Origin of the sequence: Azospirillum sp. A26 (assembly GCF_042604635.1) — a bacterium.
In the GTDB taxonomy this organism is placed as follows: domain Bacteria; phylum Pseudomonadota; class Alphaproteobacteria; order Azospirillales; family Azospirillaceae; genus Azospirillum; species Azospirillum palustre.
Genome location: NZ_CP170472.1, coordinates 2,094,884 through 2,113,379, shown reverse-complemented (window position 1 = coordinate 2,113,379; position 18,496 = coordinate 2,094,884). Strand labels below are relative to the sequence as shown.

Annotated in this window: 16 protein-coding genes; 11 read left to right on the top strand and 5 right to left on the bottom strand. The window is 68.6% G+C overall.

The features are described from left to right. Window positions 1-117: 117 nt before the first annotated feature. Together ABNQ39_RS10615 and ABNQ39_RS10610 are read right to left on the bottom strand one after the other, a co-directional pair. Window positions 118-534 carry a hypothetical protein gene (locus tag ABNQ39_RS10615; protein WP_376957567.1) on the bottom strand — a complete coding sequence of 139 codons (417 nt, stop codon included), beginning with the start codon at window positions 532-534 and terminating at the stop codon, window positions 118-120. A 115-nt stretch (window positions 535-649) separates the two neighbouring features. Continuing rightward, window positions 650-1,564: a pseudouridine-5'-phosphate glycosidase gene (locus tag ABNQ39_RS10610; protein ID WP_376957565.1), complete on the bottom strand. Its 915-nt coding sequence runs from the start codon at window positions 1,562-1,564 to the stop codon at window positions 650-652. A 39-nt stretch (window positions 1,565-1,603) separates the two neighbouring features. Here ABNQ39_RS10610 and ABNQ39_RS10605 point away from each other — a divergent pair, with 39 nt between their 5' ends. Together ABNQ39_RS10605 and ABNQ39_RS10600 are read left to right on the top strand one after the other, a co-directional pair. Continuing rightward, entirely contained in the window at window positions 1,604-2,680 is a 1,077-nt protein-coding gene (locus tag ABNQ39_RS10605) for a ligase-associated DNA damage response exonuclease (RefSeq protein ID WP_376957563.1), read from the top strand. Beyond that, window positions 2,677-4,266 carry a cisplatin damage response ATP-dependent DNA ligase gene (locus tag ABNQ39_RS10600; RefSeq protein WP_376957561.1) on the top strand — a complete coding sequence of 530 codons (1,590 nt, stop codon included), beginning with the start codon at window positions 2,677-2,679 and terminating at the stop codon, window positions 4,264-4,266. The genes ABNQ39_RS10605 and ABNQ39_RS10600 overlap by 4 nt, the downstream gene beginning before the upstream one ends. 11 nt (window positions 4,267-4,277) lie before the next feature. Here ABNQ39_RS10600 and ABNQ39_RS10595 read toward each other — a convergent pair whose 3' ends face one another. Continuing rightward, window positions 4,278-4,499: a hypothetical protein gene (locus ABNQ39_RS10595; protein WP_376957559.1), complete on the bottom strand. Its 222-nt coding sequence runs from the start codon at window positions 4,497-4,499 to the stop codon at window positions 4,278-4,280. Between the two features lie 350 nt (window positions 4,500-4,849). Between ABNQ39_RS10595 and ABNQ39_RS10590 the strand changes: the two genes are divergently transcribed. Continuing rightward, the gene (locus tag ABNQ39_RS10590) at window positions 4,850-6,013 is read left to right on the top strand and encodes a DUF3734 domain-containing protein (RefSeq protein WP_376957557.1); all 1,164 of its coding nucleotides are present in this window, start codon (window positions 4,850-4,852) and stop codon (window positions 6,011-6,013) included. A gap of 60 nt (window positions 6,014-6,073) precedes the next feature. Continuing rightward, window positions 6,074-6,853 (top strand): 3-hydroxybutyrate dehydrogenase, encoded by a 780-nt coding sequence (locus tag ABNQ39_RS10585; RefSeq protein WP_376957555.1) that lies wholly within the window; start codon window positions 6,074-6,076, stop codon window positions 6,851-6,853. 106 nt (window positions 6,854-6,959) lie between these two features. Here the strand turns inward: ABNQ39_RS10585 and ABNQ39_RS10580 are convergent, their stop codons facing one another. Next, window positions 6,960-9,500, bottom strand: coding sequence for a methyl-accepting chemotaxis protein (locus ABNQ39_RS10580; RefSeq protein WP_376957554.1), 2,541 nt, complete (start codon window positions 9,498-9,500; stop codon window positions 6,960-6,962). A 273-nt stretch (window positions 9,501-9,773) separates the two neighbouring features. On the opposite strand from ABNQ39_RS10580, the gene ABNQ39_RS10575 reads away from it, so the two are divergent. The 6 genes from ABNQ39_RS10575 to upp all read left to right on the top strand — a co-directional run bounded on the left by ABNQ39_RS10575 (window position 9,774) and on the right by upp (window position 15,498). After that, complete coding sequence (locus tag ABNQ39_RS10575; RefSeq protein ID WP_376957552.1) at window positions 9,774-11,684, top strand: ABCB family ABC transporter ATP-binding protein/permease; 1,911 nt, start codon at window positions 9,774-9,776, stop codon at window positions 11,682-11,684. Window positions 11,685-11,707: 23 nt separating this feature from the next. Beyond that, window positions 11,708-12,283 carry a biliverdin-producing heme oxygenase gene (locus ABNQ39_RS10570; RefSeq protein ID WP_376957550.1) on the top strand — a complete coding sequence of 192 codons (576 nt, stop codon included), beginning with the start codon at window positions 11,708-11,710 and terminating at the stop codon, window positions 12,281-12,283. Between the two features lie 72 nt (window positions 12,284-12,355). Then, window positions 12,356-13,081, top strand: coding sequence for an orotidine-5'-phosphate decarboxylase (gene pyrF / locus ABNQ39_RS10565; RefSeq protein WP_376957548.1), 726 nt, complete (start codon window positions 12,356-12,358; stop codon window positions 13,079-13,081). Beyond that, on the top strand, window positions 13,078-13,722 hold the full coding sequence (locus tag ABNQ39_RS10560) for a phosphoribosylanthranilate isomerase (RefSeq protein ID WP_376957546.1): 645 nt from the start codon (window positions 13,078-13,080) through the stop codon (window positions 13,720-13,722). Before pyrF ends, ABNQ39_RS10560 begins: the two co-directional genes overlap by 4 nt. Before the next feature lie 107 nt (window positions 13,723-13,829). Next, window positions 13,830-14,738 carry a diguanylate cyclase gene (locus ABNQ39_RS10555; RefSeq protein ID WP_376957542.1) on the top strand — a complete coding sequence of 303 codons (909 nt, stop codon included), beginning with the start codon at window positions 13,830-13,832 and terminating at the stop codon, window positions 14,736-14,738. A 109-nt stretch (window positions 14,739-14,847) separates the two neighbouring features. Then, entirely contained in the window at window positions 14,848-15,498 is a 651-nt protein-coding gene (gene upp, locus ABNQ39_RS10550) for a uracil phosphoribosyltransferase (RefSeq protein ID WP_109051928.1), read from the top strand. Window positions 15,499-15,613: 115 nt separating this feature from the next. Here the strand turns inward: upp and ABNQ39_RS10545 are convergent, their stop codons facing one another. Beyond that, window positions 15,614-16,744 carry a DUF2235 domain-containing protein gene (locus ABNQ39_RS10545; protein ID WP_376957539.1) on the bottom strand — a complete coding sequence of 377 codons (1,131 nt, stop codon included), beginning with the start codon at window positions 16,742-16,744 and terminating at the stop codon, window positions 15,614-15,616. 469 nt (window positions 16,745-17,213) lie between these two features. Between ABNQ39_RS10545 and hemA the strand changes: the two genes are divergently transcribed. Next, window positions 17,214-18,428: a 5-aminolevulinate synthase gene (gene hemA, locus ABNQ39_RS10540; RefSeq protein WP_376957537.1), complete on the top strand. Its 1,215-nt coding sequence runs from the start codon at window positions 17,214-17,216 to the stop codon at window positions 18,426-18,428. Window positions 18,429-18,496: the final 68 nt, after the last annotated feature.

Here is an 18,496-nt window from a genome sequence, read left to right as displayed (position 1 = left end):
TCATCCGGCAGGGCATCCGGCGGTTCGCAAATCCTGAACGGGCAAACGCGAAACGCCCCGCAGGCTGGCTGCGGGGCGTTTTTGAACGCGGGGCTTTTGGGGCCGGAAGCGCCGGGCTCAGTGCCGCGTGCGGGCCGGGGTGATGTAGACGCCGTCCCAATCGACGCCGAACAGAGCGTCGTCGCCGGCCTCTTCGACCAGATCGTCATATTCGTGGGCTTCGATCAGCCCGAAGATGGAGGCGGTGCCGGAGGCGTCCAGGTCGCAGGTCACCACATGGCCGCCCACCTCGACGGAGGTGAAGAACACTTCCGGCAGCTCCATGCTGTCCAGGTCGGCGGAGACGGCGGCTTCGATCTCGTGGATGGAGCGGGCCGACAGCGACACGCGCAGCTTGGCCGCCTGGGAGGCCCAGACAATGCGCTTGACGTGTGCGGGCTCCTTCATCTCCGCGACGCCCGCCGCCTCGTCGCCTTGGCCGGCCATCGCAATCATCCGGGAAACCAGGGTCGAGGTGCTGCTGGGTGCGCGCATGAAAGCCTCCGCTCGTTCGATGACGATAGATTTGCGCGCAGGCGGTTAACGGGGTCTTAAGCCGGTACCGGGGCTAAAGCCTTACCACCGGGGGAGTAGTCCTATCCTATCGGTTTTAACGGCCGGCGAGTGCGGCGGCCACCCCTGCCGCAACCCGTGCGTTGTCGCGGATCAGCGCGATGTTGGCGGTCAGGCTGCGCCCGCCGGTGATGGCCTCCAGCGCCGCCAGCAGGTGCGGGGTGATGTCCTTGCCCTTGATTCGCCTGGCATCCGCGTCGGCCAGCGCCTGGGCGACCGCCGCCTCCATCGCGTCGGCGTCGAGTTCGTCGGCGGCCGGAATCGGGTTGGCGAGCAGCACGCCGCCCTCCAGACCGAGCTGCCATTTCGTCCGCAGGATTTCCGCCACCTCCTGCACGTTGTCACAGCGATGATCGACGGAGAGGCCGCTGCGGCGGCTGTAGAAGGCGGGAAATTCATCGGTGCCGAAGCCCAGGACCGGCACGCCGCGGGTTTCCAGCAGCTCCAGCGTCTTGGGCAGGTCGAGAATCGACTTTGCCCCGGCACAGACCACGCAGACCGAGGTGCGGGCCAGTTCGTCGAGGTCGGCGGAAATGTCGAAGCTGGTCTCCGCCCCGCGATGAACGCCGCCGATGCCGCCGGTGGCGAAGACCGGGATCCCGGCCAGCCGCGCCCCGATCATCGTCGCCGCCACCGTGGTTGCGCCGAGGGCTTTGGTCGCCAGGGCGACGGGCAGGTCGCGGCGGCTCAGCTTGCGCGCGGCATGGCCGGCGGTCGCCAGCCGTTCCAGCGCCTCGTCGTCCAGCCCGATTCGGATGCGGCCGTCCATCACCGCGATGGTGGCGGGGAGGGCGCCGGCGGCCCGCACCTCCGCCTCCAGCGCGCGGGCGGTCTCCAGATTGCGCGGATAGGGCATGCCGTGGGAGATCACGGTCGATTCCAGCGCCACCACCGGGCGCCCGGTGGCGAGCGCGTCGGCGATTTCCGGTGTCGGCAGCAGGATCGGGTGCATGCGCTGGGTCTCCGCTTGGAACGCCCTATATTAGGACGCATGTCCGCTGCACACCAATCCAAAGCAAGCCGTCCCCATCCCGACACCTGGATCAAGGTCCTGCCCGAGGGGCTGTATGTCGAGCCGGGGGGCTTCCACATCGACCCTGTGCGCCCGGTGGAGCGCGCGGTCGTCACCCACGGCCATTCCGACCATGCAAGGCCCGGCAACCGCAGCGTGCTGGCGACGTCGGGCACGCTCGCCATCATGCGCCAGCGGATGGGCGAAGGGGTGGGCGGCAGCCTGCAGGCGCTGGACTATGGCGAGACCCTGCGCATCGGTGACGTGACGGTGCGGATGGTGCCGGCCGGCCATGTGCTGGGCAGCGCCCAGGTGGTGATGGAGCATGCCGGGTCGCGCGTCGTGGTGTCGGGCGACTACAAGCGGCGGCTCGACCGCACCTGCGCGCCGTTCGAGCCGGTGCCCTGCGACGTCTTCGTGACCGAGGCGACCTTTGGACTGCCGGTGTTCCGCCATCCGCCCGATCTGGGCGAGGTGGGGAAGCTGCTGCATTCGATGGCGCTGTTCCCGGAGCGCAGCCATGTGGTCGGCGTCTATGCGCTCGGCAAATGCCAGCGGCTGATCACGCTGCTGCGGGCGGCGGGTTACGACCGGCCGATCTGGCTGCATGGCGCGCTGGAACCGCTGTGCCGGCTCTACAGCAGTCTGGGGGTGGAGCTGGGGGAGCTGCGGCCGGCGACGGTGGCGGCGAAGGAGGAGTTGAAGGGCGCGCTGGTGCTGGCCCCGCCGGCGGCGGTGGCCGACCGCTGGGCCCGGCGGCTGGCCGACCCGGTGGTGGCGGTGGCGTCGGGCTGGATGCGGGTGCGCCAGCGCGCCCGCCAGCGCGGGGTGGAGCTGCCGCTGGTCATCTCCGACCATGCCGACTGGGACGAGCTGTGCCAGACGCTGGAGGATGTCGGCGCGCCGGAGGTCTGGGTGACCCATGGCCGGGAGGAGGCGCTGGTCCATTACGCCACCGGCCGCGGCATCCGTGCCCGCGCGCTGGCGCTGATCGGCTTCGAGGACGAGGACTCGGAGGGAATGCCGGAGAAGGCCGGCGAAGGAGAGGCGTCGTGAACCGCTTTGCCGCGCTGATCGACGCGCTGGTCTTCATGCCGTCGCGCAACGGCAAGATCCGCCTGCTGGTCGAGCATTTCGCCACCGCGCCCGATCCCGAGCGCGGCTGGGCGCTGGCGGCGCTGACCGGGGCGCTCAGCTTCCGCGAGGCCAAGCCGGCGGCGATCCGCGAGCTGGCGGCGACCAGGGTCGATCCGGAGCTGCTGGCGCTGTCCTACGACTATGTCGGCGATCTGGCGGAGACGGTGGCGCTGATCTGGCCGGAGCGGCCCGAGCGGGCCAACAGCCTGCCGCCCAGCCTGGACGAGGTGGTGGAGGCGCTGCGGGCCGCCAAGCGCGGGCAGGTGATCGGGCTGGTGGAGGGCTGGCTCGACACGCTCGACTCGTCGGGGCGCTTCGCCCTCTTGAAGCTGATCACTGGGGCGCTGCGCATCGGCGTCTCGGCCCGGCTCGCCAAGACGGCGCTGGCGGAATGGGGCAAGGCGGCGCGGCCGGAGGTCAGCGTCGACGATGTGGAGGAGGTCTGGCACGGGCTGACCGCCCCCTATGCCGAGTTGTTCGCCTGGCTGGAGGGGCGGGCGGAGCAGCCGGCGACCGGGGCCGGCGCCGGTTTCCGCCCAATGATGCTGTCCCACCCGCTGGAGGAGGAGGACCGCGCCGCGCTCGATCCCGCCGCCTATGCCGCGGAATGGAAATGGGACGGCATCCGCGTACAGATGGTGGCGCGCGGGGGAGAGCGGCGGCTCTACAGCCGCACCGGCGACGACGTGTCCGGCGCCTTCCCCGACATCGTCGATCACATGAGCTTCGACGCCGTGCTGGACGGCGAACTGCTGGTGGCGCGTGACGGGGTGGTGGCGCCCTTCAACGATCTGCAGCAGCGCCTCAACCGCAAGACGGTGACGGCGCAGATGCTGCGCGACGGGCCGGCCTGGGTGCGGCTCTACGACATCCTGTTCGACGGCGAGGAGGATCTGCGCGGCCTTTCCTTCGTCGAGCGGCGCGCCCGGCTGGAGCGCTGGTACGAGGCGGTGCAGCCGCGCCGGATGGATCTGTCGCCGCTTGTGCCGTTCGACCGGTGGGACGAGCTGGTGGAACTGCGCGAAGGCGCGCGGGAGAACGGCATCGAGGGGCTGATGCTGAAGCGGCGCGACAGCGCCTATCTCGCCGGACGGCCGAAGGGGCCGTGGTTCAAATGGAAGCGCGGGGCGCTGACGCTCGACACCGTGATGATGTACGCCCAGCGCGGCCATGGGAAGCGGTCGAGCTATTATTCGGACTACACGTTCGGCGTCTGGCGCGGTGAGGAGCTGGTGCCGGTCGGCAAGGCCTATTCCGGCTTCACCGACGCCGAGCTGGTCGAGCTGGACCGCTGGGTGCGCAACCACACCACCCGCCGCTACGGCCCGGTGCGCGAGGTGGAGGCCGGGCTGGTGCTGGAGGTCGCCTTCGACAGCGTTCACCCCTCGAACCGGCACAAGAGCGGGCTCGCCATGCGCTTCCCCCGCATCCACCGCATCCGCTGGGACAAGCCGGCGCATGAGGCCGACCGGCTGGAGACGCTGGCGGCGATGGTGGCGGGGTAGGGCGGGACGCCCTACCGCAGCGGCGCGGTCACCACGTCGACGGAGGTTTCCGCCACGGTGCCAACCACGTCGACGGCGGTGCCGGCGATGCTGGCGGCACCGCTGGCCACGCCGGTGACGGCGCCGCAGCCGGTCAGCGAACCGCCGAGCAGCAGCAGGGCGGCGAGCGGAAGACGGCGGCGCGGGGCGGGGCGGCGGGACGTGGAGTGGCTGGACGTGGAGTGGCGGGACATGGCGTCCTCCAAAAAACCGGAAACGGATATGGGGGCGATTGCAGCACGCAATTCCGACCGAAAGGTTAATCCCGGCATTTGGCGCAAGAGCGGTGAATTCCGTCGTCCTGCGCTGTGGCGTCTTTTCAGGTCCGTGCCGAGTATTACAAGTAATTCACCGCGGTGTAATACCTTGATGTAGGTTCTCGCAAGGACGCGGATGGGTTAAAGGAAATCGGCATGGCTGTCATGAAGAATTCTCCGTCATCTGTGGATGTTTCTGCGTAGCCGTATTCAACTCCGGCCCCATATCTGGCTTGCCGACCGAGGAAAGATGTCTGCAATCGATTGACTGGTTGAGAAGGACACAGATGCGCGACGGATCCTTTGCCGATCTCATTGCCCCCTATGACCGGGTGGCGCTCGTTCTTCAGGGTGGTGGCGCCCTCGGTGCCTATCAGGCGGGCGTTGTCGAGGGGCTGTTCAAGCACGACATCCATCCGACCTGGGTGGCCGGCGTGTCGATCGGCGCCATCAACGCGGCGCTGATCGCCGGCAACCCGCCGGAGCGGCGCTGCGCCGCGCTGTCGGAGTTCTGGGGCCGCATCGCTCCGCCCTCGCCCTGGGAAGGGGCGGAGGCGCTGTGGCGGCGGCTCGATCCCGACGGCCCGTCGATCTCGGTCCTCAACCAGTGGAGCGCGTGGCGGACGGCGCTGTCCGGGCAGCCCGGCTTCTTCCGGCCGCGGCCGGCGGTGGAATGGGCGGCGGCCAGCCCCTTCGCCGGGCCGACCAGCTTCTACGACACAGCACCGCTGAAGAAGACGCTGGAGGAGCTGATCGACTTCGACCGGATCAACCGGGGCGACATCCGGCTGTCGCTGGGGGCGGTCGATGTGCTGACCGGAAACTCGATCTATTTCGACACCGAGACCCACCGGATCGGGCCGGAGCATGTGATGGCGAGCGGCGCCCTGCCGCCCGGCTTCGCCCCCGTCGAGATCGACGGCGGCTTCTACTGGGACGGCGGGCTGGTCTCCAACACGCCGCTCGACCATGTGCTGGAGGACCGGCCGCGCCGCGACACGCTGGTCTTCCAGGTCGATCTGTGGAGCGCCATCGGCCAGGTGCCGCGCGGCATGTCGGAGGTGCTGGAGCGGCAGAAGGACATCACCTATTCCAGCCGCACCCGCTTCAACACCGACAAGGTCACCTACGAGCAGACCCTGCGCAACCAGCTGGTGACGCTGCTCGACCGGCTGCCGGAGGATCTGCGGGACACGCCGGAGGCGAAAGCGCTGCGGAGCGCCGCCTGCGAGGCGGCGGTCAACATCATCCATCTGATCTACCGCCGCAAAAGCTACGAACGCGACAGCAAGGATTACGAGTTCTCCAACGCCGGCATGCGGGAACATTGGGAAAGCGGCCTTGCCGACACCCTCGCCACGCTTGCCCACCCGGACTGGCTGGCGATGCCGCCTCGGCTTAGCGGACCCGTCACGCACGACCTGCTGCGCGACGACGGAAAGCCGGAATAACCAGCCATCGTTGCCAGGAACCAACCGTTACCGACCTTTCGACCGAACAGGAGCGGACCCATGCGCTTGCAGGACAAAGTTGCCGTCATCACCGGGGCGGCGAGCGGAATCGGGCTGGAGATCGCCCGCACCTTCGCCCGCGAGGGTGCCAAAATCGTCATCGCCGACCTGAACCAGGCCGGTGCCGATGCCGCCGCGGCCAGTCTGGACCCCACGGGCAAACGGGCTCTCGGCGTCGCCATGGACGTGACCGACGAGGCCCAGGTCGATGCCGGCATGGCCCGCGCCGCCGACGCCTTCGGCCGCATCGACATCCTGGTCAGCAATGCCGGTATCCAGACCGTGGCGCCGGTCGAGCAGTTCGAGTTCGCCAAGTGGAAGCAGCTTCTGTCCATCCATCTGGACGGCGCCTTCCTGACCACGCGCGCCGCCTTGCACACGATGTACAAGCAGGGAAGCGGCAGCATCATCTATATGGGGTCGGTCCATTCCAAGGAGGCGTCGGCGCTGAAGGCACCCTATGTCACCGCCAAGCATGGGCTGATCGGCCTTGCCAAGGTGGTCGCCAAGGAAGGGGCGGCGCATGGCGTGCGCGCCAACGTGATCTGCCCCGGCTTCGTCCGCACCCCGCTGGTCGAAAAGCAGATCCCCGAACAGGCCAAGGAGCTTGGCATCTCCGAAGAGGACGTGGTGAAGACGGTGATGCTGAAGGAGACCGTCGACGGCGAGTTCACCACGGTCGAGGACGTCGCCCAGGCCGCCCTGTTCTTCGCATCCTTCGAGTCCAACGCGCTGACCGGCCAGTCGCTGGTCGTCAGCCACGGCTGGTTCATGCAATAAGCGTCGGGCAAGCCCGCCGGAACGGAAAAAGGCGTCGGGTCATCGGCCCGACGCCTTTTTCTTTTCAAGATGCACCGATCTGTTCAGGGGCGGTTTGCGCCCCCTCTCAGAACTCCTTCCAGTCGTCGTCGTCGCTGGTGCTGTGCTTCAGGACCGGGACCGCGGCGGCGGTGCGGGTGGAGGAGTCGCCGCGGGCGGGCGGCTTGGCCGTCGCGTGGACCGTCGCATGGGCCGTGCCGGTGCCGCGGGCGGCGGGCTTCGCCGCCGGCTTGGCGGTGGCGCGGGTGGGAGCCGGAGCGCGGCGGGTGGTGACCGCCGGTGCGGCCTGGACCGCCGCCATCGCGCGCGGCGCCTGGGCATAACCGAAGCCAGCCGCGCCGAAACCGGTTGAACCGAAGCCGGCCGCCTGATCGAACTTGAAGAAGCCGACCAGCGACTTGAGGTCGGTGGCCTGTCCGCTCATCGCCTGGGCGGCGGCGGTGGTCTCCTCCACCAGGGCGGCGTTCTTCTGGGTCATCTCGTCCATGTTGGCGACGGTCGAGTTGATCTCGTCCAGCGCCGTCGCCTGTTCGGCCGAGGCCGAGGCCATCTCGGCGATCAGCGTCGCCACCTGCTGCACGCCGGACACGATGCCCTGCAATGCATCGCCGGCCTTGCTGACCAGATCGACGCCGTCCTTCACCTGGGCGTCACTGTCCAGGATCAGGCCCTTGATCTCCTTCGACGCCTGGGCGGAGCGCTGGGCGAGTTGCCGCACCTCCTGCGCCACCACGGCGAAGCCGCGCCCGGCATCGCCGGCCCGCGCCGCCTCCACCGCCGCGTTCAGCGCCAGCAGGTTGGTCTGGAAGGCGATCTCGTCGATCACCCCGATGATGTCGGTGATCTTGCGGCTGGATTCCTCGATCCGGCGCATCGCCTCGATGGCCGAGCCGGCGACGCCGCCGCCCGATTCGGCGGACCCGCGGGCCTGGGCCGCCATCACGTTGGCGCGCTGGGCGTTCTCGGCGTTGGAGCGCACGGTCGCCCCCAGCTCCTCCATGCTGGCCGCGGTCTCCTCGAGCGAGGAGGCCTGCTGTTCGGTGCGGTCGGCGAGGTCGGAGGAGCCGAGTGACACTTCCGCGGCGGCGGCGGCGATGGTCTCGGCAGCCTGGGTGATCTGGCCGACGATCTCCGCCAGCCGGGTGGAGGTGGTGTTGACGTCGGTCTTCACCCGCTCGAAGGCGCCCTGGTAATCGCGGGTGACGCGGCGGTTCAGGTCGCCCTGGGCCAGGGCCGACAGCACCTCGCCCAGGTCGGCGATCACCGCCTCCACCGTGTCGGTCAGGCGGTTGATGCCCTCCGACATGGTCCTGTAGAAGCCGTCCTTGCCGCCCAGATCGATGCGGCGTTCCAGGTCGCCCTTCGACACCGCGTCGATCAGGGTGGCGATCTCCTCGCCGATGGCCTGCTCGCGGGCGCGCTGGGCCTCGGCGGCACGGCGTTCGGCCTCCAGCCTTTCGCGCTCTGCCTCGTCCATCCGCTTCTTCTCGATGGCGTTCTCCTTGAACACCAGCACGGCCTTGGCCATGCTGCCGATCTCGTCGCGGTTGGCGAGCGCCGGCACGTCCACCGTGAGGTTGCCGGCGGCCAGTTCCGTCATCGTGCCGGTCATCTGCACCACCGGGCGGACGATGGACCGCGCGGTGACCAGCGCCACCAGGATGCCGATCGCGAAGGCGCCAACCGCCATGCCGATCAGCAGGGTAGAGGTGCTCTCCATATCGTTCTGCGCGCCGATCAGCATCGCCTTGCGGGCTTCGGTCTGCGCGAGGATGATCTTGTCCACCAGCTTGGCGAATTCCTCCGCCTCCTGGACCATGGTGGTGAAGGCGAGCGCCTGGGCGTCGTTCACGGCAGTGACGACGCGGTTGAAGCTGTCCAGGTAGCGCCCGCCGATCTGCACCGCCTCCTCGGCGGCGCGCTTCTGCAGCGGGTCGGCCAGCCGAGGGGCGAGGGCCGAGGCGGCCTTGATGAAGCCGTCCATCCGGTCGCGCACCTCGTCCGCAGCCTTCGCCGACGGGTCGGTCAGGAAGCGCTGCGCGCTGAGACGGGCAAGAATCAGCGATTCCTGCGCTTGGCCGGCATAGGCGGCGGCTTCGAAGTCGCCGGCGGCGATGCCGCTGGTGACGACCCGGCTCAGCCCCTCGCGTGCCTTCTGGCCCAGCGGCATCAGCTCTTCCGACACCAGCCGGTCGCGCTGTTCGCGCAGTTTGACCAGCTGGTTGAAATGGGAGCCGTAGCTGTCGAACTGCTGGATCATCCGCTCAATGAGGGCGCGGCGTCCGGGATCCTGCGAGACGTCGCGGGCGGTGTTCAGCATCTCGCCCAGCTTCGTCTGTTGCGTCTGGATCGGCGCGATCAGCGCGTTGCTGCCCGAGAAGGAATAGTTGAGTACGTTGCGGCGCATATCCGAGACCGAGCCGTCGATGTCGGAGATCCTGAGCGAGTTGTCGGAGACCGACGCATAGCGAGTGAATCCGGTCTCCACCGTAGACAGGGACCGGACGCCTAGCGCTGCCACCAGGACGAGGAGGGCGAGGATCAGAAGGAAACCCACCTGGATGCGGGTGCCCACCTTGAAACGGCCGGCGAAGCTGGCGTTCTGCATGGTCAAATGCCTTGGTCTGCGGATCGGGTCGAACGCGATACGCCCGGCAGAGTAGAGGAAAGTGGTTTCCAGTCCGTTGCCATGGTGCAAGGAAATGCACGGAAAGCGCCCCTGGGGCGCGGCAAAATCGTGTCAAAGCCGTGACCCGGGGCTTTGACGATGCGGCAGCGGTCCCTAGGTTACGTCGCCTGCACAGCATTCGGGTGACGGTCCTTCGTGGGCCGGTCTCCCCGGGGCCGGCAGACATCACCGTAAAGGCTACTGAAAAATCCGATGCGCCGCAGCTTCCCGCCGACCTCCGACACCAGCGCCTTCACCCGCCCGTCCGGCGACCTGCGGGCCGCGATCCGCTCGCTCGGCCCCTACATCTGGCCGCGGGATTCCGTGGAAACGCGGGTGCGGGTGGTGCTGGCGATGCTGCTGCTGATCGGCGCCAAGGTCGCCAACGTCTATGTGCCGATCTTCTACAAGCATGCGGTGGACGCGCTGACCCCCGCCAGCGCCGGCGGCAGTGTCGGGCCGGTGGAGGGGGCGGGGGCGGCGGTGACCATCCCGCTGGGGCTGATCGTCGCATACGGCCTTGCCCGCGTGACCTCGCTGGTCTTCGCTGAGCTGCGCGACGCCGTCTTCGCCACGGTGGCGCAGCGGACCATCCGCCGGGTGGCGCTGTCGGTGTTCCGGCACCTGCACGCGCTGTCGCTGCGCTTCCATCTGGAGCGCCAGACCGGCGGCCTGACCCGTTCGCTGGAGCGCGGAACCCGCGCCATCGAATCGCTGCTGCGCTACACGCTGTTCTCCATCGTGCCGACGCTGGTGGAGATCGCGCTGGTTTGCGCCATCCTGTGGAAGCTGTTCAGCGTCTGGTTCGCGCTGGCGACCTTCGTCACGGTGATGGGCTATATCCTCTATACCTTCTTCGTGTCGGAATGGCGCATCAAGTTCCGCCGCCTGATGAACGACACCGACAGCAAGGCCAACACCAAGGCCATCGACAGCCTGCTGAACTACGAGACGGTCAAGTATTTCGGCAACGAGGAGCATGAGGCCCGCCGTTATGACGGCGCGCTGCAAAGCTACGAGAAGGCGGCGGTGCGCAGCCAGCAGAGCCTGTCGCTGCTGAATGTCGGGCAGTCGGCGATCATCTCGCTTGGGCTGGCGGCGGTGATGGGCATGGCCGCCAAGGGCATCGTCGACGGCAGCATGTCGCTGGGCGATTTCGTTCTGGTGAACACCTATCTGTTGCAGCTCTACCAGCCGCTGAACTTCTTCGGCGTCGTCTATCGCGAGATCAAGCAGTCGCTGATCGACATCGAATCGATGGTGACCCTGCTGGCGGTCGACCGCGAGGTGGCCGACGGCCCCGACGCCCGGCCGCTGGCGGTCGATGGGGCGGAACTGCGCTTCGAGGGGGTGGAGTTCGGCTATGACCCGCGCCGGCCGATCCTGAAGGATGTCAGCTTCACCGTGCCGGCCGGCAGGACCGTCGCCATCGTCGGCCCGTCGGGGGCCGGCAAGTCCACCATCAGCCGGCTGCTGTTCCGCTTTTACGACGTCAATGGCGGGCGGGTGCTGATCGACGGGCAGGACATCCGCGGGGTGACCCAGGCGTCGCTGCGCGCCTCCATCGGCATCGTCCCGCAGGACACGGTGCTGTTCAACGACACCGTCTTCTACAACATCGCCTATGGCCGCCCCGGCGCCAGCCCGGCGGAGGTGGAGCGGGCGGCGCGGCTGGCCCACATCCACGACTTCATCATGGCGCTGCCCGACGGCTACCAGACCACGGTGGGCGAGCGCGGGCTGAAGCTGTCCGGCGGCGAGAAGCAGCGCGTCGCCATCGCCCGCACCATCCTGAAGGACCCGGCGATCCTGCTGTTCGACGAGGCGACCAGCGCGCTCGACACCCACACCGAGCGGGAAATCCAGGCCAACCTGCGCGAGGTCAGCCGCGGCCGCACCACGCTGGTGATCGCCCACCGGCTGTCCACGGTGATCGACGCCGACGAGATCCTGGTGCTGGAGGCCGGCCGGGTGATCGAGCGCGGCCACCACACCGACCTGCTGGCCGCCCGCGGCGCCTATGCCGCCCTGTGGGCGCGGCAGCAGGAGGCCAGCCAGACGGCGACCGGCGGTGCATCTGCCGGGGGCCCGGCGCCGCTGCCCGGCGTGCTGGCGCCGACCTGAGCCGGAAGCGGGGAGCAGAGATCATGGGACCGGCAAGGCAGGCGCTGCGCGCCGCGACGCGGGAGAGCCACGACCGTCTGGACAAGGCGGAGCTGTTGCAGCCTCTGGTCCGGCCGGACATCACGCAGCCGCAATATGTCCGCGCGCTGGCCGTTCTCCACGGCTTCAACGCGCCGGTGGAGCGGAGGCTGGGGGAGGCCGGGGGAGACGGCGCGGCGCGGCTGGCGTTGCTGCGCGAGGATCTCCGGGTGCTGGGCGCTGATCCGGACGCGCTGCCGGAGATGGCGGGACTGCCGCCGCTGGACAGCGCGCCGGCCCGGCTGGCGGCGCGCTACGTGCTGGACGGCTCGGCCCATGGCGGACGGGCGATGCTGCCGGGGATCACGCGCGCGCTGGGCTACGACGCCCGGCGCGGCGCCCGTTTCCTGGCGTCGGACGGGCTGGACATGGCGGGTGCCTGGAAGGCGCTGATGGTCCGGCTGGAGGAGGAGCTTGCCGATCCGGTGGCCCTCGCCGCCGCCTGCGCCACCGCCGCCGGCCTGTTCGCGGCGCTGGAGACGTGGACGGCGGAGCAGTGGGTGGCGGATCAGAGGGCTTGAAACTGGCGTATGGCCCCATCCCTTGCTAGGGTGCCGGACCATTCTCATCCGGGTTCTGGAGACCGCCTTCCCATGACCGCGCCCGCCTCGCGCATCTATTGCTCCGTCGACACCACCGAGATCGACGCCGCCCGCCGCATCGCCGGGCAGGTGGCCGGGGCCGTCGGCGGCATCAAGCTGGGGCTGGAGTTCTTCATCGCCCAGGGGCCGGCCGGCGTCCGCGCCGTGGTCGGCGAGGACGGCCCGCCGCTGTTCCTCGACCTGAAACTGCACGACATCCCCAACACGGTGGCCGGCGGCGTGCGCGCGGCGCTGCCGCTGAAGCCGGCCTTCATGACCATCCACAGCGCTGGCGGGCCGGCGATGATGCGGGCGGCGGCGGAGACGGCGGCGACCGCCGGCGCCGACCGGCCGAAGATCCTGGCCGTCACCGTGCTGACCAGCCTGGACGAGGACGATCTGGGGGCGGTCGGGCAGTCGGTGCCGGTGGCCGATCAGGTGGTGCGGCTCGCCAGGCTGGCCAAGGCGTCGGGGGTGGACGGCGTCGTCTGCTCGCCGGCCGAGGTGGCGCTGGTGCGCGCGGCCTGCGGTCCCGACTTCATCCTGATGGTGCCCGGCATCCGCCCGGCCTGGGCCGCCACCAACGACCAGAAACGCTTCATGACCCCGGCGGAGGCGCTGGCCGCCGGCGCCGACCATCTGGTGATCGGCCGGCCGATCACCGCCGATGCCGACCCGGCCGCCGCCGCCCGCCGCATCGTCGCCGAAATCGAGGCCAGTTCGGGAGGGGCCGCATGACCGTCGCCGCCAAGATCTGCGGGCTGAGCGAGCCCGAAAGCCTGCGCGCCGCCGTCGCCGGCGGGGCGCGCTATGTCGGCTTCGTCTTCTATCCGCGCAGCCCGCGCGCCATCGCCCCGGCGATGGCGGCGGAGCTGGCGCGGCTGCTGCCGACCGGCGTGCGCTCCGTCGGGCTGTTCGTCGATCCCGACGACGAGTTCCTGGAGCATGTCACCGGGCAGGTGCCGCTCGACCTGATCCAGCTGCACGGTGCCGAGACGCCGCGCCGCATCGTCGAGATCAAGAGCCGCTACGCCCTGCCGGTGATGAAGGCAATCAAGATCGGCGGGCCGGAAGACCTGACCCTGGCGCTGGAGGCGGCGGAGGTCGCCGACCGGCTGCTGTTCGACGCCAAGCCGCCGGCCAAGGTGTCGGCGCTGCCCGGCGGCAACGGCATCGCCTTCGACTGGACGATCCTGGCCGGGCGCCGCTGGCCGCGGCCCTGGATGCTGTCGGGCGGGCTGACGGTGGAGAATGTCGCGGAGGCGGTGCGGGTCACCGGCGCCACCGAGGTCGACGTGTCGTCCGGCGTCGAGGACCGCCCCGGCCACAAGGACCCGGCGCTGGTCCGCGCCTTCCTTTCGGCGGTGACCGGGCTTTGAGGCGGGCTTTGAGGATAGTCCGCCGGAATAGCGTCCTGTTTTAGACGAATGCTTCGGCTTATCTTGATCGCATGGCGAGACCCTGCGCCGTCGGCTAGGATGCGCCCATGAGCGATTCCACCACCTTGTCCACAACCGAGGCGCTTGGCGCCGTGCTCGATGAGCATCTGCGCTGGATCGGCCAGTGGCAGCGCGCCGTTTTCTACCGCGACGGCCGCGGCGGGGAACGGTCGTCGGCCCCGGCCTCCTTCCAGACCTGGTGCCAGGCCGCCAGTCGCGAAGACCTCTTGCAGCAGCCGGCGGTGCAGAAGCTGGCGAACCTGCACGAACAGATGCACCGGCAGGCCCGGCTGATCCTGCTGAAGGCGTCGAGCGGCGAACTGCCGACCGAGTCCGAGTATGAGGGGGTGATCGGCCGTTTCGAGGAGTTCATGCTGCATCTGCGGCGGATGGAGCGCGCCTTCGGTGCCGCCGCCTCCGGCCTGGACCCGCTGACCGGCCTGCGCACCCGCCGCGGCATGGGCGAGGCGCTGGAGCGCGAGCACAACCGCTACCGCCGCACCGGCCAGCCCTTCTGCGTCGCGCTGGCCGACATCGACAAGTTCAAGGGCATCAACGACAGCTACGGCCACGACATCGGCGACCGCGTGCTGGCCGCCACCGCCGCCGTCATCAGCCGCGGCGTCCGCAGCTTCGACGAGGCCTTCCGCATGGGCGGCGAGGAGTTCCTGGTCTGCCTGAAGGAAACCGGGCTGGACGAGGGCTATGCGGTGATCGAGCGGCTGCGCGTCGACCTGATGCGCTCGCCGGTGGTGCTGCCCGACGGCCGGGTGATCCCGGTCACCGCCTCCTTCGGGCTGGTGGAGGCGGTGGCCGATCTGACCGTCGACGATCTGGTGGTCTGCGCCGACCGCGCGCTCTACCAGGCCAAGAATTCCGGCCGCAACCGGGTGATCCGCTACGGCATCGACCGTCCGGAACCGAAGGCGGCGGTGGCGACGGTGGGGCGGGGATAGGGACAAAGCGACGCTCCTCAGGAGCAGCCTCCGGTCAGCCCCCTTGGCCCCGGACCCCCAGGCGCGCTAGGATCGGGGCAACCTTACCGTCAGCCGCGATCCGGATTCCATGCGCACCCTGCCCGAATTTCCCAACCTGTTCGTCCTCGACCATCCGCTGATCCAGCACAAGCTGACCCATATGCGGAACAAGGAGCGGTCGACCGGCGGGTTCCGCACCCTTCTGCGCGAGATCTCGCTGCTGATGGGCTATGAACTGACGCGCGACATTCCGCTGACCACCGAGCGGATCGAGACGCCGCTCCAGCCGATGGACGCCCCGGTGATCCTGGGCAAGAAGCTGGCGGTGGTGCCGGTGCTGCGCGCCGGGCTCGGCATGTCGGCCGGCCTGCTGGAGCTGGTGCCGTCGGCGCGCGAGGGGCATATCGGCCTCTACCGCGACCACGACACCAAGCAGCCGCACGAATATCTGGTGAAGCTGCCGCCGGCCGACGGGCGGCTGTTCATCGTCGTCGACCCGATGCTGGCGACCGGCAACTCCGCCGCCCATGCCTGCGACGTGCTGAACCGCCACGGCGTGGACGACCAGAACATCCGCTTCATGGCGCTGGTCGCAGCACCCGAGGGCGTGCGCCGCTTCCACGAGGCGCACCCGGACGTGAAGGTCTTCACCGCCGCGCTGGACAGCCATCTGGACGAGAACGCCTACATCGTTCCCGGCCTGGGCGATGCCGGCGACCGCATGTTCGGCACCAAGTAAGGACCGCCGGGCAAGCATTGCCGACGCGACGGCAAGAACGGGGCGGGTGCCGGACGACGGCCCCGCCCCGTTTTTTTGCCTTTTCCCGCCGGGTCTCCGCAATCAGCCTGCGCCGTCAGCCGGCCGCAGTCGATGCTGGTGCCGGGGCCGGGGCCGGCTGCTGCACAGGCGGAAGGCCGAACTGCGCCAGCGCCTTGTGGTAGCCGATGTTGGGCGGTGCGTAGCCCATATCGCTGGCGGCGCGCTGCGGCACCGACTCGTGCAGGTTCTCCTCGCTGAAGGGCAGGACGCAGACCGGACGGTAATGGCGCGGCTGCACCAGTTCGCCGACCCCGTCCAGGAAACGGGCATAGGAATCGACGATGACGCCCAGGGCATTGTCGGGCGACACCTCCGGCACCCAGATGGGGTCGATGGCGAGGCCGCAGCCCTCGGCGTGCTCCATCATCCATTTCAGCGTGATGTCCGACAGCCTGTCGTCGTCATAGCCGCCGCCGACATTCGAATGGCAGCCGGCGAACCAGCGCTGCTCCATCCGCTGCGCCGGCTTCGCCTTCGGATCCCAGAGGTTGGCGGCGAAGGTCTTGCGATGCTCGTCAATCGCCAGCGCCTGGAAGGCATTGCGGACAAGGCTGCTGAGTTCGGTGTCGTGGAAGCCGTACAGATCCTGATCCAGCTGCTTGCAGATGCCGAGCGGCACGCCGAGCGCGCCCACCGTGTCCCAGACGCCGAGGAAATGGATCGGGATCAGCGTCGAACCGTTGGTGTCGCGGAACCGCTTTGCCTCCCCCACGTCCGGACCGTCGTCCCGCTTGCGGTAGAGCGCGTAGGCCTCGTCCGTCTCGCCCAGCCTGTCGGCCGGCAACAGCCCGGCATTGCGGATCAGCCCGACGAGGCTGCGGGCGGTGTAGGCGCCGCGTGAGAAGCCCAGGATGAAGACATGGTCGCCGTCGTTATAGTGCGAGGCAAGGAACCGGTAGCCGTCCTTGATCTTCTTGTCGAGGCCGAGGCCGAAGGCACCGCCGAGGATTTTGTCGAACCAGTCGTGGAGAAAGCCGCCCTTTTCATCGGTGCCGACGCCGGAATCGTAATAGGAAACCTGTTCGGTATTGTCGGGTGCGGCGCCGAGGACCGACTTGTAGAACTTCCAGACGTTGGTCGATGCCTCGTTGTCCGTGTCGGGCTGGCTACCGCTGCCCGGCTTGTTCCATGTTCCATCGAAACACAGGACGATCCGCTTGCCCATCTTCCTCTCCCCGTCGAACGAGTGCGCGCAGGAGATGATGGCAATGATATTTTTTCAACTTCAATAGATTTATCAAAATCGCCCGCAACCCCGAAGCGGAGGGCTGTGGGTGCCGCAACCGTATCCAGTCTGTGGAACAGGCCGATGGGTCGCGGCAGATATGCGCACGTATTCCCGGACCCCCACCATGGTTATCCGGGACGTTCGGACCATATTGCTGCCGATGAATCAAAGTCATCGCCAAGCCGATGCCCTGTCCGCGGGACGCCGACATGCGGCATCCGCAGGGCATGGGAGCCCGGCACTTGTGCGAAGGTCTCATGCGTCGGCGGCTTGATTTCGATCAATGCCGGGTGGCATGCCAGGAAGGATCATGCCATCCTCTTCGACGCGCCGGACGAATGGCCTAGCCCCTAAGTCTGAAACCGGTGCAGCCGACCGTGTGAATGAACGCGAACGGGAACGCGCGATGGATTACGAAACTTTCTTCCGCAACCAGATTGCGACCCTGAAGCAGGACGGCCGCTACCGCGTGTTCGCCAACCTGGAGCGCCACGCGGGCAATTTCCCAACGGCGACCTTCCGCGATTCCCATGGGCGCGAGCGTCCGGTCACGGTGTGGTGCTCCAACGACTATCTCGGCATGGGCCAGCACGCCAGCGTGCTGAAGGCGATGCACGACGCGCTGGACCAGGTCGGCGCCGGTGCCGGCGGCACGCGCAACATCTCCGGCAACAACGTCTACCATGTGCTGCTGGAACGCGAGCTGGCCGATCTGCACCACAAGGAAGCGGCGCTGCTCTTCACCTCGGGCTATGTGTCGAACGACGCGACGCTGACCACGCTTGGCAAGATCCTGCCCAACTGCGTGATCCTGTCGGACGCGCTGAACCACAACTCGATGATCACCGGCATCCGCAACTCGGGCGCCGAAAAGCACATCTTCCGCCACAACGACCCCAAGCATCTGGACGAGCTGCTGTCGGGCATCGCCCCCGGCCGTCCCAAGGTGGTGGCGTTCGAGAGCGTCTATTCGATGGATGGCGACATCGCTCCCATCCATGACCTGTGCGACGTGGCCGACAAGCACGGCGCCATGACCTATCTGGACGAGGTGCACGCTGTCGGCATGTACGGTGCCCGCGGCGCCGGCGTGGCCGAGCGCGACGGCGTCATGGACCGGCTGACCATCATCGAAGGCACGCTGGGCAAGGCCTTCGGCGTCCAGGGCGGCTACATCACCGGCTCCACCGCGCTGATCGACTGCGTCCGCAGCTTCGCCGCCGGCTTCATCTTCTCCACCTCGCTGTCGCCGGTGCTGGCGGCGGGGGCGCTGGCCTCCATCCGCCACCTGAAGCACAGCCAGACCGAGCGGGCGCATCACCAGGAACGCGCCGCCACGCTGAAGCGGATGTTCGCCGACGCCGGCCTGCCGGTGATGCCGTCGATGAGCCACATCGTGCCGCTGATGGTCGGCGATGCCCACCGCTGCAAGCGTGCCTCGGACGAGTTGCTGGAGCGGCACAACATCTACGTCCAGCCGATCAACTACCCCACCGTTCCGCGCGGGACGGAGCGGCTGCGCTTCACCCCGACCCCGCTGCACACCGATGCGCAGATGGGCATGCTGGTCGATGCGCTGCTGGATGTGTGGAGCCGGCTGGACCTGCGCCTCGCCGCCTGAGCGGGGCTGCTGGAAACAGGCCCTGAAAAACCCTTTTGGCGATAAGGACGTTTTGCCCCCTGGACAGA

Coding starts and splice junctions, on each gene's coding strand:
- ABNQ39_RS10570 (WP_376957550.1), top strand. CDS start 11,708: ATGGGACCGGCAAGGCAGGCGCTGCGCGCCGCGACGCGGGAGAGCCAC.
- hemA (WP_376957537.1), top strand. CDS start 17,214: ATGGATTACGAAACTTTCTTCCGCAACCAGATTGCGACCCTGAAGCAG.
- ABNQ39_RS10605 (WP_376957563.1), top strand. CDS start 1,604: ATGTCCGCTGCACACCAATCCAAAGCAAGCCGTCCCCATCCCGACACC.
- ABNQ39_RS10615 (WP_376957567.1), bottom strand. CDS start 534: ATGCGCGCACCCAGCAGCACCTCGACCCTGGTTTCCCGGATGATTGCG.
- ABNQ39_RS10585 (WP_376957555.1), top strand. CDS start 6,074: ATGCGCTTGCAGGACAAAGTTGCCGTCATCACCGGGGCGGCGAGCGGA.
- ABNQ39_RS10595 (WP_376957559.1), bottom strand. CDS start 4,499: ATGTCCCGCCACTCCACGTCCAGCCACTCCACGTCCCGCCGCCCCGCC.
- ABNQ39_RS10610 (WP_376957565.1), bottom strand. CDS start 1,564: ATGCACCCGATCCTGCTGCCGACACCGGAAATCGCCGACGCGCTCGCC.
- ABNQ39_RS10555 (WP_376957542.1), top strand. CDS start 13,830: ATGAGCGATTCCACCACCTTGTCCACAACCGAGGCGCTTGGCGCCGTG.
- pyrF (WP_376957548.1), top strand. CDS start 12,356: ATGACCGCGCCCGCCTCGCGCATCTATTGCTCCGTCGACACCACCGAG.
- ABNQ39_RS10580 (WP_376957554.1), bottom strand. CDS start 9,500: ATGCAGAACGCCAGCTTCGCCGGCCGTTTCAAGGTGGGCACCCGCATC.
- ABNQ39_RS10545 (WP_376957539.1), bottom strand. CDS start 16,744: ATGGGCAAGCGGATCGTCCTGTGTTTCGATGGAACATGGAACAAGCCG.
- ABNQ39_RS10590 (WP_376957557.1), top strand. CDS start 4,850: ATGCGCGACGGATCCTTTGCCGATCTCATTGCCCCCTATGACCGGGTG.
- ABNQ39_RS10560 (WP_376957546.1), top strand. CDS start 13,078: ATGACCGTCGCCGCCAAGATCTGCGGGCTGAGCGAGCCCGAAAGCCTG.
- ABNQ39_RS10575 (WP_376957552.1), top strand. CDS start 9,774: ATGCGCCGCAGCTTCCCGCCGACCTCCGACACCAGCGCCTTCACCCGC.
- upp (WP_109051928.1), top strand. CDS start 14,848: ATGCGCACCCTGCCCGAATTTCCCAACCTGTTCGTCCTCGACCATCCG.